The organism is Paenibacillus sp. FSL R5-0908, from assembly GCF_038006245.1.
In the GTDB taxonomy this organism is placed as follows: domain Bacteria; phylum Bacillota; class Bacilli; order Paenibacillales; family Paenibacillaceae; genus Paenibacillus_AQ; species Paenibacillus_AQ odorifer.
In genome coordinates, this window is record NZ_JBBOUV010000001.1 from 324,504 (window position 1) to 342,501 (window position 17,998).

Annotated in this window: 14 protein-coding genes; 13 read left to right on the forward strand and 1 reads right to left on the reverse strand. The window is 45.4% G+C overall.

Annotated features, from left to right (window positions below):
• Nucleotides 1-145: 145 nt before the first annotated feature.
• From MKZ09_RS01490 to MKZ09_RS01515, 6 genes are all read left to right on the forward strand, one after another.
• On the forward strand, nucleotides 146-6,043 hold the full coding sequence (locus MKZ09_RS01490; protein ID WP_179089538.1) for an S-layer homology domain-containing protein: 5,898 nt from the start codon (nucleotides 146-148) through the stop codon (nucleotides 6,041-6,043).
• Nucleotides 6,044-6,623: 580 nt separating this feature from the next.
• Entirely contained in the window at nucleotides 6,624-7,163 is a 540-nt protein-coding gene (locus MKZ09_RS01495; protein WP_076203368.1) for a MarR family winged helix-turn-helix transcriptional regulator, read from the forward strand.
• A gap of 25 nt (nucleotides 7,164-7,188) precedes the next feature.
• On the forward strand, nucleotides 7,189-8,643 hold the full coding sequence (locus MKZ09_RS01500) for an aryl-sulfate sulfotransferase (RefSeq protein ID WP_076203372.1): 1,455 nt from the start codon (nucleotides 7,189-7,191) through the stop codon (nucleotides 8,641-8,643).
• A 22-nt stretch (nucleotides 8,644-8,665) separates the two neighbouring features.
• Complete coding sequence (locus tag MKZ09_RS01505) at nucleotides 8,666-9,706, forward strand: ABC transporter substrate-binding protein (protein WP_076134776.1); 1,041 nt, start codon at nucleotides 8,666-8,668, stop codon at nucleotides 9,704-9,706.
• A 12-nt stretch (nucleotides 9,707-9,718) separates the two neighbouring features.
• Entirely contained in the window at nucleotides 9,719-10,495 is a 777-nt protein-coding gene (locus MKZ09_RS01510; RefSeq protein ID WP_076134777.1) for an ABC transporter ATP-binding protein, read from the forward strand.
• Between the two features lie 15 nt (nucleotides 10,496-10,510).
• Nucleotides 10,511-11,290: an ABC transporter permease gene (locus MKZ09_RS01515; protein ID WP_036687327.1), complete on the forward strand. Its 780-nt coding sequence runs from the start codon at nucleotides 10,511-10,513 to the stop codon at nucleotides 11,288-11,290.
• Nucleotides 11,291-11,335: 45 nt separating this feature from the next.
• Here the strand turns inward: MKZ09_RS01515 and MKZ09_RS01520 are convergent, their stop codons facing one another.
• A complete protein-coding gene (locus tag MKZ09_RS01520) occupies nucleotides 11,336-12,103 on the reverse strand; it encodes a hypothetical protein (protein ID WP_076203376.1) in 768 nt (255 codons plus the stop codon).
• A 279-nt stretch (nucleotides 12,104-12,382) separates the two neighbouring features.
• On the opposite strand from MKZ09_RS01520, the gene MKZ09_RS01525 reads away from it, so the two are divergent.
• The 7 genes from MKZ09_RS01525 to MKZ09_RS01555 all read left to right on the forward strand — a co-directional run bounded on the left by MKZ09_RS01525 (nucleotide 12,383) and on the right by MKZ09_RS01555 (nucleotide 17,942).
• The gene (locus tag MKZ09_RS01525) at nucleotides 12,383-13,495 is read left to right on the forward strand and encodes an ABC transporter substrate-binding protein (RefSeq protein WP_076134779.1); all 1,113 of its coding nucleotides are present in this window, start codon (nucleotides 12,383-12,385) and stop codon (nucleotides 13,493-13,495) included.
• Nucleotides 13,496-13,579: 84 nt separating this feature from the next.
• A complete protein-coding gene (locus tag MKZ09_RS01530) occupies nucleotides 13,580-14,500 on the forward strand; it encodes an ABC transporter permease (protein WP_076203380.1) in 921 nt (306 codons plus the stop codon).
• Nucleotides 14,497-15,300, forward strand: a complete 804-nt coding sequence (locus tag MKZ09_RS01535; RefSeq protein WP_076203383.1) for an ABC transporter permease — start codon at nucleotides 14,497-14,499, stop codon at nucleotides 15,298-15,300. The genes MKZ09_RS01530 and MKZ09_RS01535 overlap by 4 nt, the downstream gene beginning before the upstream one ends.
• Entirely contained in the window at nucleotides 15,297-16,340 is a 1,044-nt protein-coding gene (locus MKZ09_RS01540) for an ABC transporter ATP-binding protein (protein WP_076203386.1), read from the forward strand. Before MKZ09_RS01535 ends, MKZ09_RS01540 begins: the two co-directional genes overlap by 4 nt.
• A 4-nt stretch (nucleotides 16,341-16,344) precedes the next feature.
• Nucleotides 16,345-17,220 (forward strand): alkaline phosphatase family protein, encoded by an 876-nt coding sequence (locus MKZ09_RS01545; protein ID WP_081394228.1) that lies wholly within the window; start codon nucleotides 16,345-16,347, stop codon nucleotides 17,218-17,220.
• A gap of 57 nt (nucleotides 17,221-17,277) precedes the next feature.
• The gene (locus tag MKZ09_RS01550; RefSeq protein WP_036687337.1) at nucleotides 17,278-17,595 is read left to right on the forward strand and encodes a hypothetical protein; all 318 of its coding nucleotides are present in this window, start codon (nucleotides 17,278-17,280) and stop codon (nucleotides 17,593-17,595) included.
• 110 nt (nucleotides 17,596-17,705) lie between these two features.
• A complete protein-coding gene (locus tag MKZ09_RS01555) occupies nucleotides 17,706-17,942 on the forward strand; it encodes a DUF6953 family protein (protein ID WP_036687339.1) in 237 nt (78 codons plus the stop codon).
• Nucleotides 17,943-17,998 lie beyond the last annotated feature (56 nt).

Consider the following 17,998-nt stretch of genomic DNA (forward strand, 5'->3'; position numbering starts at 1 on the left):
AAGCTTAAGCAATATTAAAAATAACCTAAAGATTTAACACGGCTATGATATAGCGATAATACACCGCAGGTATACTTTCCAGATGAGCTTCATTGCATATTTATGCATTGAATCACAATCAAACAAATGGGGAGTGTTCGGAGTTTTGAGAATAACAGCAAAAGCTAAACGTTTATTTTCCAGCATAATTGCCAGCAGTCTGATGTTGGGAATCATGGCTCCAGCAGGATATGCCGAAGAGCAGCAGCTGGAGACGGAGCAGACATCTTCCGAATTAGAGGCGCATTTTGATGAACAGGTTGAGCTCGACACGCTTTTAAGTCAAACGACTGTAATGGCAGATGTGTACGCGGTACCTAATAATCCAGGAGCGCTACTGATTACAGAAGTTGTTCCGGATACTAAAAATGTAAAAGGGACAGATGGAACCTCTGTAGATGGTTACGAGTTTGTTGAGGTCTACAATAATACGGACAAGCCGGTTAATTTTAAGGATTATTATTTCTTTTATAATGACAAAGATACATGGGCACCTAATGGTGATGCTGTAATACCAGCGCATGGAAATATTGTTTTCTGGATTATGAACGGCAATAATCTGAATGTTCCTGCGGAGGATTTCATCAAAAACTTTACTCCTTCTGCAGCTTTGCAGGAAGGAGTAAATCTGTTCCGGATCAACGGTGGCGGGGGGATGGCTAACACTTCTGCGCGTAATTTACAAATTAAAAGCAAAGCAGGAGATACGCTAATTGTTTCTGCTTCCTATGGAAAAGAACAGGTGAAGGAGAATAACGGGATCTTCTATCAATATTTGCAAGCAGATAGCTCCGTTATGAACCTCATGGCGAATTCGGGAATGGTTGTGGCTACGCCTGGAACCGTAGAGGCAGAACAAGTGCCTGAGCTAGTTCCTGGGAACAAGCAGCCAGTGATTGAACATACTGCACAGAGTAGTGTCGATCCAGCCGATCTCCCTATCAGTGCGAAGATTACTAATTTGGAAAGCGGGGCAGATGGATCACTACCCGTAGTGAAGCTACAGTATGGTTCTCCTTCTCAGGCGAAAGATACGGTAATCACTATGACCTCAAAAGGTGGGGATGAATATGCGGCAATGATTCCTGCGGCTGCGCTGGAAGAGCCGGAGCTGCGTTACAGCATCCGCGTTAATAATGTGACAGAGAGTTATTCTGTTCATGTGAACCTGCCGGCGTTCGATTCGAACAATGTGCCGCCGTTGTTAATCACAGAGCTGCTGCCGAATTCGACGAATGTAAAGGGAACAAGCAGCGACGCTTTTGAATTCATCGAGGTCTATAACAATACTGATGCACCAATTAACTTCAAGGACTACAAGGTCTATTATCGTTATCCCGATAAAGGTAACGCTTCTGATGTGAAGTGGCCTTCGACACCAGAGAACTTTCTGATTCCTGCACAGCAGTCCGTGGTGTTCTGGGTTATTAATAGTGCCAATAGTACGTACACTGCTAATGATTTCAATACAGAATTCAACACAAACTTAATTGAAGGCACCAATCTCTTTTTGATCAAAAGCGATGGTATGGCGAACTCTGGCCGCCGGGCAGTCGTAATCAAAAGTAACACGGAAAAGGAAATTTCCTCCGCGTATTATGATGCTGACCTCACCTACGATGGTGGAGCTAAAGGCGATGACACCAAAGAGAATAAAGCCCTTCTATATAAGTATCCAGTGAATGGGCTGAGTAAAATGCTCAAGATCAGTACGGGATCTGCCGTTCCGTCACCAGGCCAGACGGATGTAACACAACTTCCAAACACACCGATCCATGTGGAGCCGGATACAGAGAAACCAACAGTAGAAGATCTGACGGGCGTAACGGAGATTGATCAGTCGCTGGGTCTCGATTTGAAGGCTTTTGCTGATGACAATAAAGCTGTTACTTCTGTGGAAGTTAGAGTGTCTTCGGACAAGCAGCCGGAGGCTGTTAGACACAATCTATCCCAAGACTTCAACGATAGCTTGTATCACTATAAATTGACCTCTGCGGATTTGATTGGCAGAAATGAAATCCAGTATTACTTTCTCGTTTCTGATGGAACGAATGAAACACAATCTCCAGTAATGAAAGTAAAAGTTACAGGAGGACAGGATCAATCACCCCTTCGTTTGAATGTGAAGGAGGGGCAGTTGATCAATGGCTCCGTGACCGTAAAGGGAACCTCTGCTACTGCTAAGGCTGATGCCTTAGGCTTGAGCATTGACAGTAAGTTACTGGGCAATAACGAGGCATATAATGCACTTGAGAATGATGCCTACTTTGTATTTGAAGCTAAAAATGTAGACTATTATTTTAAAAATGCCATCACAATGGGACCGGAAGAACTAGGAGATGCCAGTATTCTGTATACCTTTATGGACCCGATTACTACGTATACTACATTGACTTTTCCTATTTCTTCTGCCGCTTTACAAAAGGGTACGGATAATATGATTTACATTCGGGCGGGCTCTAAATCATCTCCATTTGATCCTCGTCCTGAGGAGAATAAGGATGATTTTGAAGTAAAAAATGTTCGTCTCCTGCTGGCAGATGGGACCGAAATTTGGGATCCGGCTTATGCAGAACGTGATAAGGAAATCAAGATGGGGGACAGCGCAGGTAAGCATGAATCCCTCGGCTTCCAGTTTGATCTAAAAGCGGATTTGTTCCGTTCAAAGGCGTACAACTGGAATACTAAAGAAGCAACTGACGGAGAACATAAAGTAACGCTTACCGAAGGTGGAACGAAAGTATCATCAAACGTAATTGTCGACAACACGCCGCCATCCATCAAAGCATCCATAGAAGAAGGACAAACTTACCGTGGCAATTTTGAAATTACTGCTGAAGTTAAGGATACTTATGCGGGTGTAGATAAGGTCAGCGTGAAGCTGGATGGTAATGTTATTGAACTGCCCTATGCTACTTCATCCGGGAAGTTATCGGCTGGGGATCATACGCTTTCTATCACAGCTTTAGATAAGATCGGCAATCAGGCAGAAAAGGTAATTACATTCCATGTGCCGAATGAGAATCCATTTGCGCCACTGCTTATTTCTCCTACAAACTGGGAGACCGCTGTAGGTACTAATCCGACTTTAAAGGTTAAGGTTGAAGATCCTAATCAGGATAAGATAAACGTTACCTTCTTTAGAGGATTTAAGTACGATGCTAACCATCCGGAGCATGGCTTTGCTGGGTTTATAAATGCATCCGATACAGAACCGCCGAAACAATCCGTACCTGCGGGCGAACAAGCGCTTAGTAGTGATGACTACAGTAAAATAAGTGCGGTGGACGGACAATATTTAATTAATGATGCTGTCGATCAATTCCCTTATCAGCGTTATGAAATTAAGCTGGATGAGTCGGTTAAGGCATCAGATCGTGTAGATATTGAATGGAAAGGGAATTCGTTGCCGGGACGTAAAGTAAGTCTCTACGCATGGAGTCCAGCTCAACAAAAATGGGTACAGCTGGATCATTTAATCGCTGGAACAGAGGATTTTGAGCTGAAATCCACGGTTACAGCTGGAGAATATGCTAATGGAAATAGCATTGCCGTAATGGTTCAGGATGAAATTGCTTCTGTGGCTAAGACAGCACGTACAGTAACACAAGATACGTATGACTTCTCTTTTGTATGGATGTCTGATACACAATATTATTCACAGAGCTACCCTTACATTTACCGTAAAAATGTAGAATGGATAGCTGACAACAAAGAGAGCTTGAACCTGAAATATGTTATTCATACAGGTGATATCGTCGATAAATCCTATCAGGAGTATGAGTGGAAGGAAGCTGACCGGGACATGAAGGTTCTGGAGGAAGCTAACATTCCTTATGGTGTACTTGCAGGTAATCATGACGTAGGCCATCAAACCGGGGATTACACGAAATTCTGGGAGTATTTTGGAGAGTGGAGATTCAAGAATATGCCGACCTTCGGTGGCTCTTATGACAACAACAGGGGCCATTACGATTTAGTGTCTGCGAACGGAACTGATTTTGTTATTGTATACATGGGCTGGGGATTGGCTGAGGAAGAAATCGAATGGATGAATGAGATTGTTGCCCGTTATCCAGAGCGTAAAGCGATTCTTTGTCTCCATGAATATTTGCTGGTTTCTAATAACCGGGCACCTATTGCGGATAGGATTTTCGAGATGGTTGTGAAACCTAACAAAAACGTAATCGCAGCACTGTCCGGCCATTATCATGATGCTGAGCTTAAGGTAGACGAGCTGGATGATAACGGTGACGGTATTCCAGACCGCAGTGTCTATCAAATGCTGGCAGATTATCAAGGTGCTGAAGAAGGAGGCCTTGGCTATATCCGTCTGCTTCAGTTCGATGTTGCTAATAACAAACTTCGCGTGAAGACTTATTCGCCTTATTTGGATGATTATAACTACTATGATGAAGACGAATATCCAGGCAAAGATGAGTTCGTTCTGGATCTGGATTTACAGCCTGTGACTAAACGTGTGGCTACCGACTATATCGGAGTCAAGGTTTACAGCGATCAGGAAATTGCGGCCAATCCACAAGTAGAGAGTGGTGCGGAGACTCAGGTCTCTTGGAGTAAGCTGAATCCGGATAGCTACTACCAATGGTATACAAAGGTTGAGGATGATCACTCCGGTAGTGTGCTTTCAGATATCTGGGGCTTTTACACTGGAAAAGAGGATGTGACGCCGACGCCAGAGGTGACACCAACACCAACACCGACACCAGAGGTAACGCCGACACCAGAGGTATCGCCATCGCCAGAAGTGACGCCGACACCAGCACCGGAGGTGACAACGGCACCTCCAGTAGTTTCACCAGTGCCAACAGTGACTCCAACGCCTACAGCCACACCTGGAACGGGAAAAGGAAACATTGAACTGGCATTAGGAAGTAATGGGATGTATACAGCTGATCCGTCAGCCTTGAAGAAACTGATAGAGGAAGCTGCTACAGGGGGAAGCCTAAAGATTAGTGCAGGCGGAGCAACCTCGGCTCAAGATCAGATTAGAATTGCTCTTGATGCAGCCGCCGTTCAACAGGCTGTCGATAAGAAGCTGAATTTGAATATTGTTTCATCTAACGTTTCTTTGAGCGTACCATCAACCTCCTTACCGGCCATCCCGGCAGGCAGTGATATGCTGTTACTAAGCATTGATACGAGTATGATATCTATACAGGCCAATGACGCTGGAATGAGTTCATCCAGAGCTAACGTTACGTTGAACCTCACTACATCAGCAGGAGGCAAAGAAACGGCTATCCACCAGCTTAAAGGTGCTGTTACGATTACCTTGACGCTGACTAAGGAACAGCTTGCTAAGCTCGATACAGATTTTGCGGGTGTCTATTATGTAAATGGCAGCACGTTGGAATACTTGGGTGGAGTGTTTAAGGATAATACCGTTACCTTCACAACAAATCACTTTTCCTCCTTTGCGGTGCTGGAATACCATAAGCAATTTAGGGATACTGCTGGTCACTGGGCAGAGTCGTATATTTCCAAGCTGACGGCTAAGCATGTGATTAAAGGGATCGACGATACGCATTATGGACCGCTAGCGAATGTAACCCGTGCAGACTTTGTTACACTGGCCGTTCGTTCTCTCGGATTGGATGAAGCAAATGGGGCTATCGTACAGAGTGCTTTTGCAGATGTATCTAAAGATGCTTATTATGCACAGTCGATAGACAAAGCTGTCCAGCTTGGATTGATCCAAGGCAGTGATGGCAAGTTCCGACCTAAAGATGCGATTACCCGTGAGGAGGCGGCAGTTGTCCTGCAGAAACTGATGCAGTATAAAGCAGGATTGCAAGCTTCCGTTGCTGCTGCTGCAAGCTTTAAGGATATGAATAGTGTATCTGAGTGGGCGAAGCAAGCGGTAATTGATTTGCAAGCTAAGGGAATCCTTGACGGTAAGGGCGACAATAACTTTGACCCTCGTGGCAAAGTGACCCGTGCTGAAATCGCAAAACTGTTATATGGAATAATTAAATTATAAGATAGGTTGGCAAACGCAGGCAGAGGTGACTCTGACCTGCTTTTTGTCTTTTTTACGTGTGGTCTCCTTTTTCTTCTATGTAAAAAGGAAATTTCCACTATTCATATGATTTTTCATATATAATATTTTTGAATTAATTTTTAATTTTCAGAATCTTTCAAAATAAAAAGGTAGAGTGCAAGGAGTGCAAGTGAAACTAGATATCTCCAATCTGCCAATTCAGGAATCGGGTAAAATATATTTACGAGTTAGAGCGTTATTTACCGGCCGTATCATCTTTTATGCAGGTTTATGATGAAGACAGCCATGTGCTTGTGCTGGAAAGTGGTCTATAAGCTTGCAAGTTGGCGGGTACCTTTGAGGGTGCTCTTTTTTTTGAATATATAAAATACTTACTTGACAGGTAGGAATAAAGGGGTATATGATATCACCAATACTTAAACAGTAATTAAATGAACAGTGAAATAATTCAACTGAGCTGATTGGACCACCAAAGGCTCCCGTACTTTTCCCTTGTCAGGGGTAGGTGCTGGGAGTCTTTTTTATGGGCTGATTGGGAGAAAGCAGAGGTAAGTAAGCCATGAACGAACAATATTGGAGACAGCTGGAGGAGACGGATTGGGCATTTCGCAAGGCGGTTCGCAGATTCGTGAAAGAGCGGGATAAGATCACCGTAGCAGGCATCTCCTTACCAGGCATGCTGATTCTGCACAAAATCATTCGCGATGGTGAACAAAGGCTAGGAGACTTAGCGGATGAACTAGACTTCACCTCAGGTGCGATTACCGCATTGAGCGATAAGCTTGAGGCGGGTGGATATACCGTACGCAGACGTAAAGAAGGTGACCGTAGAACGGTAATGCTGGATATTACGGATAAAGGCCGCAAGCTGGCGGAGCAGAACAGCAACATCGGAGAACGATGTATTTCGCTTTTGTTTGAGGGGTTTACGGAGGAGGAATTGGCGCAGCAAAATGACTTTTATCAGCGGATCATTAGCAATCTGGAAGGATTCTCGGATATCCTGCTGAAGCTCGCCAAGGAGAATGCAGAGACCTCTCCAACCCTTGAACAGAAGCCACGCACAACCACCAAAAAAAGTAATTATCTTAGCTACTAAAAATTGAAAATAGGAGAGATGAACGATGGGACATTCAACCATTTATCCAACTGGAGCAACCGTATATAACCCTAACAAAGCCTGGAGTGGCTATACCGTATTTCAAGCTGGTGAAGAAGGTGTTGTACTGATTGATATGAACGGTAAAGAGGTGCATTTGTGGAAGGGGCTGCTTGGATTTCCGGCTAAAATCTTTCCGGGTGGTTATGTGCTGGGCAGCACAGGAAGAAGAGATCCTAAATTCGGAATACAGGATAATGTAGATCTGGTACAGGTGGACTGGGATGGGAACATCATGTGGAAATATAACAGCTATGAACATATAGAAGATCCGGGTTATGAACCCCTCTGGTATGCCCGCCAGCATCATGACTATCAGCGCGAAGGCAATCCGGTCGGATATTTTGCACCGGGGCTTGAACCCAAGGTAGACAGTGGAAAAACGCTAATTCTTGCTCATAAAAACATCTACAATCCTCAAATCTCCGACAAACAATTGCTTGATGACACGATCCTTGAGGTGGACTGGGAGGGGAATATCGTCTGGGAGTGGGCTCCAAATGAACATTTTGATGAGCTGGGCTTTGATGAAGCGGCCAAAAATGTACTATTTCGTGATCCTAACTCACGCTCTTTCGGAAATCTAGGTGGTGGTGTTGGAGACTGGCTGCATATCAATTCGGCTTCTTATGTAGGACCCAATAAGTTTTACGATGCAGGGGATGAGCGTTTCCATCCGGATAACGTGATCTGGGATGCGCGTGAAGCAAATATTATTGCGATCACGGATAAGCGTACCGGAGCCATCGTTTGGAGAATCGGTCCGGATTACTCGCTGCCAGAAGTGAAGCATATCGACTGGATCATTGGCCAGCATCATGCGCACATCATTCCGAAAGGTTTGCCGGGAGAAGGTAACTTACTTGTATTCGATAACGGGGGCTGGGGCGGTTATGGTCTTCCAAATCCATCTTCTCCTTTTGGGCAAAAAAATGCACTCCGCGACCACTCGCGAATTCTGGAGATTAATCCCGTGACCCTTGAGATTGAGTGGCAATATACAGCGGCAGAAGCAGGTTTCTCTGTCCCAACCGATTCTTATAAATTCTACAGTCCATATATCAGCTCAGCTCAACGGCTTCCGAATGGCAACACCTTAATTACAGAAGGTTCTAACGGCAGACTCTTTGAGGTTACGCCAGAACATGAACTGGTATGGGAATATATTTCGCCATTTACGGACTCCAGAAATACCAACATGGTCTATCGTTCCTACCGTGTGCCTTATGCATGGGTACCACAGCTGGAAACGCCAGTTGAACAAGCGATTGAGCCAATAGACGTAACGCAGTTCAGAGTCCCGGGGTCTGCACCTAAAGGATCGGATTCTGTGGTAAGTGTGGCGACAACCCTGCCCTTTGTTGAAGGAGCTGCTTGTGTGGCGACGACGGATGAAGGCAGCAGCCGCAAGGTAAATTAACAAATTTGAGGAGATGTGTCGGTTGAAAAAATCATGGATCAGCTCAAGCTTTCTGCTCTTATCTTTATCAGTGGTTATCCTTTTATCGGGCTGCAGCTCCAAGGGCGACGCGGCTGCCTCTAATGCCGCTAAAGAGGGAGCGGCGAACAGCAAAGATGAGACATTAAAGATAAAAATTGCTGACATCAATACGAATCCCACTTTTCGGGTGGCACTAGATAACGGCATCTTTGCCAAACACGGGATTGACGCTGAACTGGTCAACTTTGGTTCCCCTGCGGAAGGTGTAAATGCCCTTTTTATTAAACAGGTGGATGTGGCTTTCGGGGCAGACTTCCCCTTGCTGAACGCAGTGGCGAAGGGCGATTATGCTATTATCGCCTCGGCGGGATTAGCGACTGATGAAGCGTCTACTGAATGGAAATTGTTCGTACAGGACGATATTCAGAAGGCTGAAGACTTGAAAGGAAAGAAGCTGAGTTTCATACGCGGCACCTTCATTCCGTACCTTTGGGATGAATATTTGAAAGAGCATAATGCTGCTCTCAGTGATGTGGAGTTAATAGGACAGGGTGCATTTGATGAAGCTTATATCGCTTTGAAGCAAGGTGCTGTGGATGGAGCATGGTTTTATGGTTCGGTTCTGAATGATAAGCTCTATGCGCTTAAAGGTGTTCATGAACTGACAGATATGTCTAAAACCACGGTTCGCTTGGGGATGGGGATTGTAACGGGAAATGATTTTGCGACTAAGAATCCGCAAGGTATAGCGAATTTCCTAGCAGCGGTGGATGAAGCCGGAGCCTATGCTCAGGCTCACCCAGATGAGGTTGCTGATCTGATGTATAAGGAAGTGAAGCAGCCTAAGGAATCAACGATAAAGGATCTGCCGAATAATCCGTGGGCACTAGGATTTACTCAAGCAGCGTATGACAGTTTGACCAAGCAAAAGAAATATATGGTCGACAACGGAATCATTGAGAAGGATTTTGATCTGGATAGCAAACTGAATCTCGAGCCGCTGGCGAAGGCATTGCCAGAAGAGGTTACGTACAAGAAATAGGGGGAGTTCAGAATGTCATTACCTGCTAAGCAGCATACCATTCATATTGAGCAGCTCCGTAAAAGCTACAGTGAACCGACTGCTGGGGACGTTCACTACATTATAAAAGATGTAGATCTCGTAATTAAAGGTGGGGAATTCTTCGTTCTGCTCGGGCCGAGTGGTTGCGGGAAATCAACACTGCTGAATATGATCGCCGGGTTTGTCTCCAAATCCGGCGGGCATCTACGGGTGGATAATGTAGAGGTGAATAAGCCCGGCAGAGATCGGGCGGTTGTGTTCCAGCAGGCGGATTCCTCCTTATTCCCTTGGTTAACCGTCCGTCAGAATGTGGAGTTCGGATTGCGGATGAAGAAAATCGCAAAGGCGGAACGGCATACAATATCGGATAGGTTCATCGGGCTTGTTGGGCTGAACGGGCATGAGGAGAAGTTCCCGAAGGAGCTGTCTGGGGGTATGAAGCAGCGTGTTCAGCTGGCTCGGGTGCTGGCAAATGATCCAGCGATTCTGCTGATGGATGAGCCATTTGGCGCACTGGATGCGATGACGCGCCGAACGATGCAGAAGGAACTGGTCAATATTTGGCGCCAGACACATAAGACGGTGATTTTTGTAACTCATGATATTCAGGAGGCGTTATTGCTGGGAGAACGAATTGGCATTATGTCAGTAGGACCGTCCTCTAATATTACGGATATTTATGACAATACACTGCCGTATCCGCGGGACGTAACCTCACCGGAATTCTACTCGTTATACAATCAAATTCAAGGTCATTTCGAAGAATAGGATAGGGTGAGACAGATGAGGAAATGGGTGGAGAAGAAGTGGGTTTCCGTAACCCTTCTATGGATTACCGCGCTCTGCGTCTGGCAGCTTGGAGCTGTAATCTATGGCCCCGATGTGATTCCCGGACCATGGAGTACACTTAAGGGCGGACGGGAGCTGCTGGAAGACGGAACCTTGCTGCAATATATAGGGATTAGCTTTTACCGGGTGCTCATTGGTTGGGTACTCGGCAGTTTACTGGCGATTCCCGTAGGACTAATCATTGGGAAGGTGAACTTGATCCGTATTTTTGCGGAGCCTTTCCTGAACTTTATCCGCTTTATCCCGCCGATTGCATTCATTACTTTGTTCCTAGTATGGTTTGGTATTGGGGAGCAGTCGAAGATTGCGTTAATTATGTACGCCACCTTTTTTATCGTGGTGCTGAATACTTTAACCGGTGTGATGTCCGTGGAAGAGGACAAAATCCGCTCAGCCCGCAGTATGGGCGCCAGTGAGTGGCAAATTCTGATTCATGTGGTTGTTCCGGCGACGATCCCTTATATTTTTACGGGTATCCGGTTAGCGATGGGCACCTCATATATGGCGATTATTGGGGCGGAAATGATTGCTTCGAACGAAGGTGTAGGTTATCTGATCTGGAATTCCCGGTTGTTTTTCCGTACGGATTGGATCTTTGTCGGGTTGTTCTGCCTTGGCTTTATGGGCTTCTTTACAGATCGGCTTTTTGGCTGGTTCGGTAAGAAGGTGCTTTACAGATACGGTGTTGTCAGTGTGGCAGCGCGTAGACGGTAGTTATATTCATACATGTAAAACTGCCTGGAAATGTCGGGCAGTTTTTTACTTGGACTGAAGTTTATACGAATATTTTTTGTCATTGTAATTAAATTGGATGGAATCCGGTGATGAGGGATTAAGAGAATAATCATTTATTTTTTCTTTGTTGCCAGTCAGAAGATTATAAATATAAACTTCGTAACTATAGCTACCATCTGCATTTCCAGGAAGTATGGAAACCGATAGATAAAGTTCTTCTTTTTCATCAACTGCATAACTATAAAATTTACCTCCAGATGAATGGAATTGAGCAATTTCTTTATTAGATGTTGGATCGTCTACTTTCATCACCCAAGCTTGTTCTCGTATCGGCTGAGCGCCATCAGTGAAAATGGAAAAGGTATGATAGAGGATATAATCATCTAATCCAAAAACGCTGCTAACCACCAGAACAGCATCGCCATCATTTAAGGGTAACGTTAATAGCTTCTTGGACTTTTCTACAGCTAGTGATTTTTCATTAGGAGAACTTAAATAGAAAGTGAATGGCTCTGTTGGAAAATAAAATGGATTTTCTTCTGTTCCAGGGGCAATGTTCATTTTTGGGGCTGGCAACCATACGATACCGGCAGAGGTTTTGACAGCGTAGTTGTATTGTTCTGTGTTCTGATCACGTAATGGGAGAGTGTAACGATCACTGTTAATTTGAATGATTTTATTATTTGTATCTGGCGTGTTATTTTTAGGAGGAGTAGCTGCATTGTTGCAAGCTGAGATAAGCAAAGTACATAGAAATAAACCTGTTACCATCTGAATTTTTGTAAACGGCATTTTTCAAGCTCCTCTGAGGGTCATTTCTTATTATGAATAAATACTACTATACATCAGTAAAGTTCTATTTTAGTGTAATTAATGTAATTATTTTCATAAAGAAATTCTGAGGGAAACGGCGGTCATCTAAAAAAGACGACAGGTCGTTTCTTTTTATTTACAAATATTCCTATTCTCCTTAATGCCGCGAAAATAGTACACGCCTATACTGCAATTGGGTGCCTAACAGTTGGAGCATAAAGAAGCCCGCAAATAAGAAATAGGAGTGAAGGGGAAATCATGAAAAAAGGGATCAAAAATCAATTATCGATGGGTCTAATGTTATCCTTGCTCGTCCTGTTGCTTGCTGCTTGTGGAAATTCGGCTAAGGCTGAAGAAACAACGAATGGAAAGGCTGGCACCAAAGAATTAAGTCTGACTGAGATCGAAAGTAAAGCTAAAGAAGAGGGCAGTATCGTCAGTGTGGGGATGCCGGATTCCTGGGCGAACTGGAAAGATACATGGAGTGATATGAACAGTAAGTATGGTCTTACACATTCGGATACCGATATGTCGAGCGCGGAGGAAATTGCCAAGTTTGATGCGGAAAAAGACAAACCAACGGCCGACATCGGAGATGTGGGGATTGCGTTTGGCTCGGTTGCCGTTGATAAAGGGGTAACCCAGCCTTATAAAACATCCTACTGGGATGAAATCCCCGATTGGGCTAAGGATAAGGACGGGAATTGGATCGTCGGCTATCAAGGCACCATTTCTTTTCTGACTAACACTAAGCTCGTGTCGAATCCGCCGAAGAGCTGGGAAGATCTGAAGAACGGTAACTACAAAATCATCGTTGGTGATGTAACCAAGGCTGCTCAAGCGCAGATGGCTGTATTGGCCGCAGCAATTGCCTTTGGTGGCGACGAGTCGAACATTGAACCGGGGATTGCTTTTTTCGAGGATTTAGCTAAAAAAGGACGTCTCTCCAATGCAGAAGCTTCCCTTGCCAACATCGAAAAAGGGGAAGTAGAAGTTACCCTGCTGTGGGATTTCAACGCTTTGAACTATAGAGACCAGATCAACAAAGATGGCTTCGCGGTAGCTATTCCACAGGAAGGCAGTGTCGTGAGCGGGTATGCCACGATCATCAACAAATATGCGCCGCATCCTAATGCGGCGAAGCTTACACGCCAATATATCCTTAGCGATGAAGGACAGATTAATCTTGCCAAAGGTTACGCTCGTCCGATCCGTGACAGTGTAACGTTGCCGGAAGATGTTGCAGCTAAGCTGCTGCCAAAAGAAGAATATGTCAACGCTAAGCCTGTTGGTGATTACAAGGTATGGGAAGAGACGGCAAAAACCATTCCTCAATTGTGGCAGGAACGTGTGCTTGTGCATTTGAACTAGTTCTCCCCAAAAAAGAAGCAGGGCGCCTTCGTCATGATGCCGTAAGGCGCCTTTGTTCTATTCCCGCGACAAGGAGCGAGTAAGATGAAACAAAGAAGCCGCGGTGTGATTCTGGCACTTATTCCATTTGCACTAATGGTGTTAGCCTTTCAACTGGTACCTATACTATCCATGCTGACGGGAAGCTTTCGCACAGCGGACGGAACGGGATTTACGTTAGGCAATTATCTGCATGCGTTGCAAAGTGCCTATTACATGCAGGCGATTAAGAACAGTCTGCTAATCTCCATAACCTCAAGTCTGATAGGGATCATTGTCGGACTTTTTTGTGCTTATTGCATTACCCGGTTTACCCCGAGAGTACGCGATAGACTTCTGATGCTGTCGAATATGACCTCTAACTTCGCAGGTGTTCCGCTGGCTTTTGCTTATATCATTTTGCTCGGAAATAATGGGGTGTTTACACTCTTATTTAAACAGTGGGGCTGGAGTGTTTTTGCCGGTTTTGATCTATATAGCTGGTCAGGTCTAATCCTGGTGTATGTATACTTTCAGGTTCCGTTAGCCTTACTGCTTTTGTACCCGTCCTTTTACGGAATTCGTGAGCAGTGGAGAGAGGCAGCGTCCTTACTGGGGGCTGGGCCTTGGCAGTTCTGGAAGACGATTGGCCTGCCTATTTTAACTCCAGCGATTTTTGGCACACTTGGAATTCTTTTTGCTAATGCAATGGGGGCTTATGCCACGGCTTACGCATTGGTTGGCGGAAATTACAATCTGTTGGCGGTACGTATCGGTTCACTGGTTGCCGGAGATGTGGTTACACAGCCACAAATGGGGAGTACGCTTGCTGTTCTGCTTGGTCTGACTACGATTTTGGCGGTTTATCTGAACCATTTAATGGTGCGGCGTGCGGAGAGGTTCGGAACGAAAGCAGTCAGTAAACCGGATGTGAAAATCAAAGCTTCCCGGCGTTTATGGACAGCTCGTGAGGAGGTAGGGCAATGAATATACGCAAAGCAGGCTTCGCTCCACGCACCTTCATGCTGCTGCTCATGGTGTATTTGCTGCTTCCTCTTTTGGCAACGGGCATTTATGCTTTTGCACAAGATTGGCAGAATACCTTGCTGCCCCGAGCTTGGACCTTGAATTGGTTTGGGGAAATGTTTGAGGATATTCGCTTTCTGGAGGCGCTTTGGACCTCGCTTTATTTATGCCTGATCAGCGTGATGCTGAGTCTGGCCGTGATGCTGCCAGCTGTTTTTGTTATCACCCTCTATTTTCCGCGCTGGGAGAGCTTTATGAAAGGTATTGTTGTTTTGCCTTATGCGGTGCCTGGTGTTGTGGCTGCGGTAGGTCTTATTCGTACCTATTCCTCTGGTCCTTTTGATATCGCTGGAACAGCGTATTTATTGGTGGGCGCATATTTTGTGGTCATCCTTCCCTATATGTATCAGGGCATTCGCAATAGTCTGTTAACGGTTAATGCCGTAGAACTGCTGCATGCTGCGGAGCTGCTTGGTGCCCGCCGAAGAACGGCCTTTGTGAATGTGATTTTGCCTAATATATGGCCTGGGGTTATCGTCTCTACACTGTTATCATTTTCAGTTCTATTCGGCGAATTTGTCCTTACGAACATGTTAGTTGGCGGACATATTCAGACGATTCAGGTATATCTATATCAAAGGGTTGGTGAAAGTGGACATTTAGCCAGCGCGATTGCGATCTCTTATTTTATGTTTATTCTAATTCTTTCGATGGTACTAATGAAGCTCGGCAAAAAGATGGGAGGGGGCGTTAAGGGATGAATGATTATCTGAAGCTGCAGGGTGTGCTCAAAATGTTCGGTGATACCTGCGTGCTAGACAATGTCGATTTGGAGATCCGTGAAGGTGAACTTGTGACACTGCTAGGCCCCTCCGGTTGTGGAAAAAGCACATTGCTACGCTGCATAGCCGGTCTTTCAGAGCTGGATGGCGGCAGAATTCTTTTGGAAAATAAAGATCTGGGAAGTTTGCCGCCCCGTAAGCGCGAGGTAGGAATGGTGTTTCAGTCTTATGCCTTGTTCCCCAATCTGACGGTGAGCCAAAATATTGAGTATGGAATGAAAATGCGGGGGTTATCGAAATCAGCCCGCCATCATCGCTGCGCGGAATTGTTGGCATTGGTCGATCTGGAGGATAAACGGGATGTATATCCGCAGTCTCTCTCCGGTGGACAGCAGCAGCGGGTAGCGCTGGCTCGTTCTCTAGCGGTGCAGCCCAAAGTATTGCTGCTGGATGAACCCTTAAGCGCACTAGATGCTAAGATACGCAAGAATTTACGTGCTGAAATCCGTGATATTCAAAAAAGGTTTAACATGACGACACTATTCGTGACGCATGATCAGGAGGAAGCGCTGATTCTTTCTGACCGCATCTGTATTATGAACGGTGGCCGGATTGTGCAGGATGGCACACCTGAGGGGTTGTACTCCGCACCACGGACAGAGTTCGTTGCCCGGTTTATGGGCAGTTACAATGTATTGACCCGATCAGAAGTGATGACGTTGTTCCGGGGGATAGATAGCACGAAGGACCGCTTTGCTATTCGGCCTGAGGCGGTTACGCTGCTGCATGAGGGCGCGGGACTTCACGAGGTTGCTGCCGGAGTGCAACTGGTGGATGGCATCATTAAATCTGTCTCCGTGTTGGGCAATATTATTAGGTGTACGGTAGAGGTGGAAGACATTTGCTTAACGGTTGATCTTTTAAATGACGGACGCTGGCTGAGGCTGGTGGAAGGGGCTAACGTCACCTTGGCTCTGAACCCTTCTGAGCTGCTGCATCTGGAACGAGAGGGAGCGTAATAAGATGACTGAAATGAACAATAAACTTATTGTGGTAGTGTTGGACGGACTTAGATATGAGGCCGCACGTGAATACATGGGGTATATGGAGCATCTGGTGGAGCAGGGGAAAATATCATGTCACCGAGTGAAATCGGAACTGCCTAGTCTGTCACGCCCGCTTTATGAAGTGCTCTTGACGGGGACACCTGTGTCCAAAAATGGAATTACGGCTAACCATATTGTGAGACCAAGCCATGAAGAGAGCGTATTCCATCTGGCAGTGGCCGCTAATTTGCGCACAGCTGCTGTCGCCTTTCATTGGGTCAGTGAGCTTTATAATTCGGCCCCTTTTGATCCGCTGGCTGATCGCCATCAGCACAATGTGATGAAGCCCATTCAGCATGGCAGCTTTTATTTCGAGGATCATTATCCCGACAGTCATGTGTTTGCCGACGCGGTGTATTTACGGAGTGCCTATGATCCGCATTTCCTATACATTCACTCCATGAATATAGATGACGCCGGGCATCGATATGGCGGAGAGAGTAAAGAATATGAGCTTTCAGTGCGTAATGCCGACGGTCTGCTGGCCACTGTTTTGCCCATTTGGATGGAACAGGGCTATAAGATTATGATTACGGCAGATCACGGAATGAACGCAAATGGGTACCACGGCGGGATAACCCCTTCCGAGCGAGATGTGCCATTATATACGTTTGGGGTAGATGTATTATCTTCGGAAAAAGAGGAAGAAGTGCTGCCACAGCTGCGAATGGCTCCTTTAATGTGCCACTGTTTGGGGCTGGCCCCTTCAGCAGCAATGAGTAAGGAGGGCTTGCCTCCACTTGTGCAGAAGCAATCCCATGACAAAGTGGAAGAACCTTTGCCGTTGGTATGAAATAAAATAATTAGCACGAGAAAAATCATATATTTTACCCAATTAGGAGGTTGTCTATTGAGCGCTTCTAAAGCTATGAAATGGATTACGGGTTCCTGTGAAATTATTTTGGCAATTCCAATCCTGGGTGCTGCTATTGTTATTGGCACGGGGTATTCCGTTCTGGGGTTGATGTTTATTCTACATGTGATTACATTGATTTTATCTTCAAGAGACCGTGAGTCTATCTATGGTTCAGTGCTAGGAATTATAACCTCTTTATTGGCATGGATTCCTTTTGTGGGCTGGTTCTTGCACTTAATTACTGGGATTCTGTTGATGGTGAGTGGAGGACAGAAGTCCCGTTATCCCTCGAACCATATCTATCCACAATGATGTTAAATGACTTCAATACAGCCCAATTCGGACGTTTGTCCGGTTGGGCTGTATTCATGTTATAATGAGGGCACATTTTAGCAGTAAGCACAGAGAGGAGGCGCATCCATATGGAAATAACCGCACAAGAAGTAGCAGAATGGATGGTGAAGGAGATTCGTTTTACGGGTACCTTGCATCAGACGGCGGCGATTGAATATGTAAAAGAGAATTTTGGAGAACAATTTGTATTTGTGAATGAGAACGGCAATGCCTCACTCTCCAAAGAAGTGAAGAAAGCTTTCCGGAAACTCCACGGCGGGAGAATTGCTTGGGATCGAGACGGGTTCTTGTGGGCTTGGACCTAGGTTTGGCGCTTAAAAAACATTTATAAACTGTTCAACTTATATAATTAGATAAAAAA

What these genes read in the sequence shown, in the direction of transcription:
- MKZ09_RS01515 (WP_036687327.1), top strand. Translation starts at nt 10,511, where the DNA reads ATGAGGAAATGGGTGGAGAAGAAGTGGGTTTCCGTAACCCTTCTATGG.
- MKZ09_RS01545 (WP_081394228.1), top strand. Translation starts at nt 16,345, where the DNA reads ATGACTGAAATGAACAATAAACTTATTGTGGTAGTGTTGGACGGACTT.
- MKZ09_RS01525 (WP_076134779.1), top strand. Translation starts at nt 12,383, where the DNA reads ATGAAAAAAGGGATCAAAAATCAATTATCGATGGGTCTAATGTTATCC.
- MKZ09_RS01510 (WP_076134777.1), top strand. Translation starts at nt 9,719, where the DNA reads ATGTCATTACCTGCTAAGCAGCATACCATTCATATTGAGCAGCTCCGT.
- MKZ09_RS01535 (WP_076203383.1), top strand. Translation starts at nt 14,497, where the DNA reads ATGAATATACGCAAAGCAGGCTTCGCTCCACGCACCTTCATGCTGCTG.
- MKZ09_RS01500 (WP_076203372.1), top strand. Translation starts at nt 7,189, where the DNA reads ATGGGACATTCAACCATTTATCCAACTGGAGCAACCGTATATAACCCT.
- MKZ09_RS01555 (WP_036687339.1), top strand. Translation starts at nt 17,706, where the DNA reads ATGGAAATAACCGCACAAGAAGTAGCAGAATGGATGGTGAAGGAGATT.
- MKZ09_RS01520 (WP_076203376.1), bottom strand. Translation starts at nt 12,103, where the DNA reads ATGCCGTTTACAAAAATTCAGATGGTAACAGGTTTATTTCTATGTACT.
- MKZ09_RS01540 (WP_076203386.1), top strand. Translation starts at nt 15,297, where the DNA reads ATGAATGATTATCTGAAGCTGCAGGGTGTGCTCAAAATGTTCGGTGAT.
- MKZ09_RS01495 (WP_076203368.1), top strand. Translation starts at nt 6,624, where the DNA reads ATGAACGAACAATATTGGAGACAGCTGGAGGAGACGGATTGGGCATTT.
- MKZ09_RS01530 (WP_076203380.1), top strand. Translation starts at nt 13,580, where the DNA reads ATGAAACAAAGAAGCCGCGGTGTGATTCTGGCACTTATTCCATTTGCA.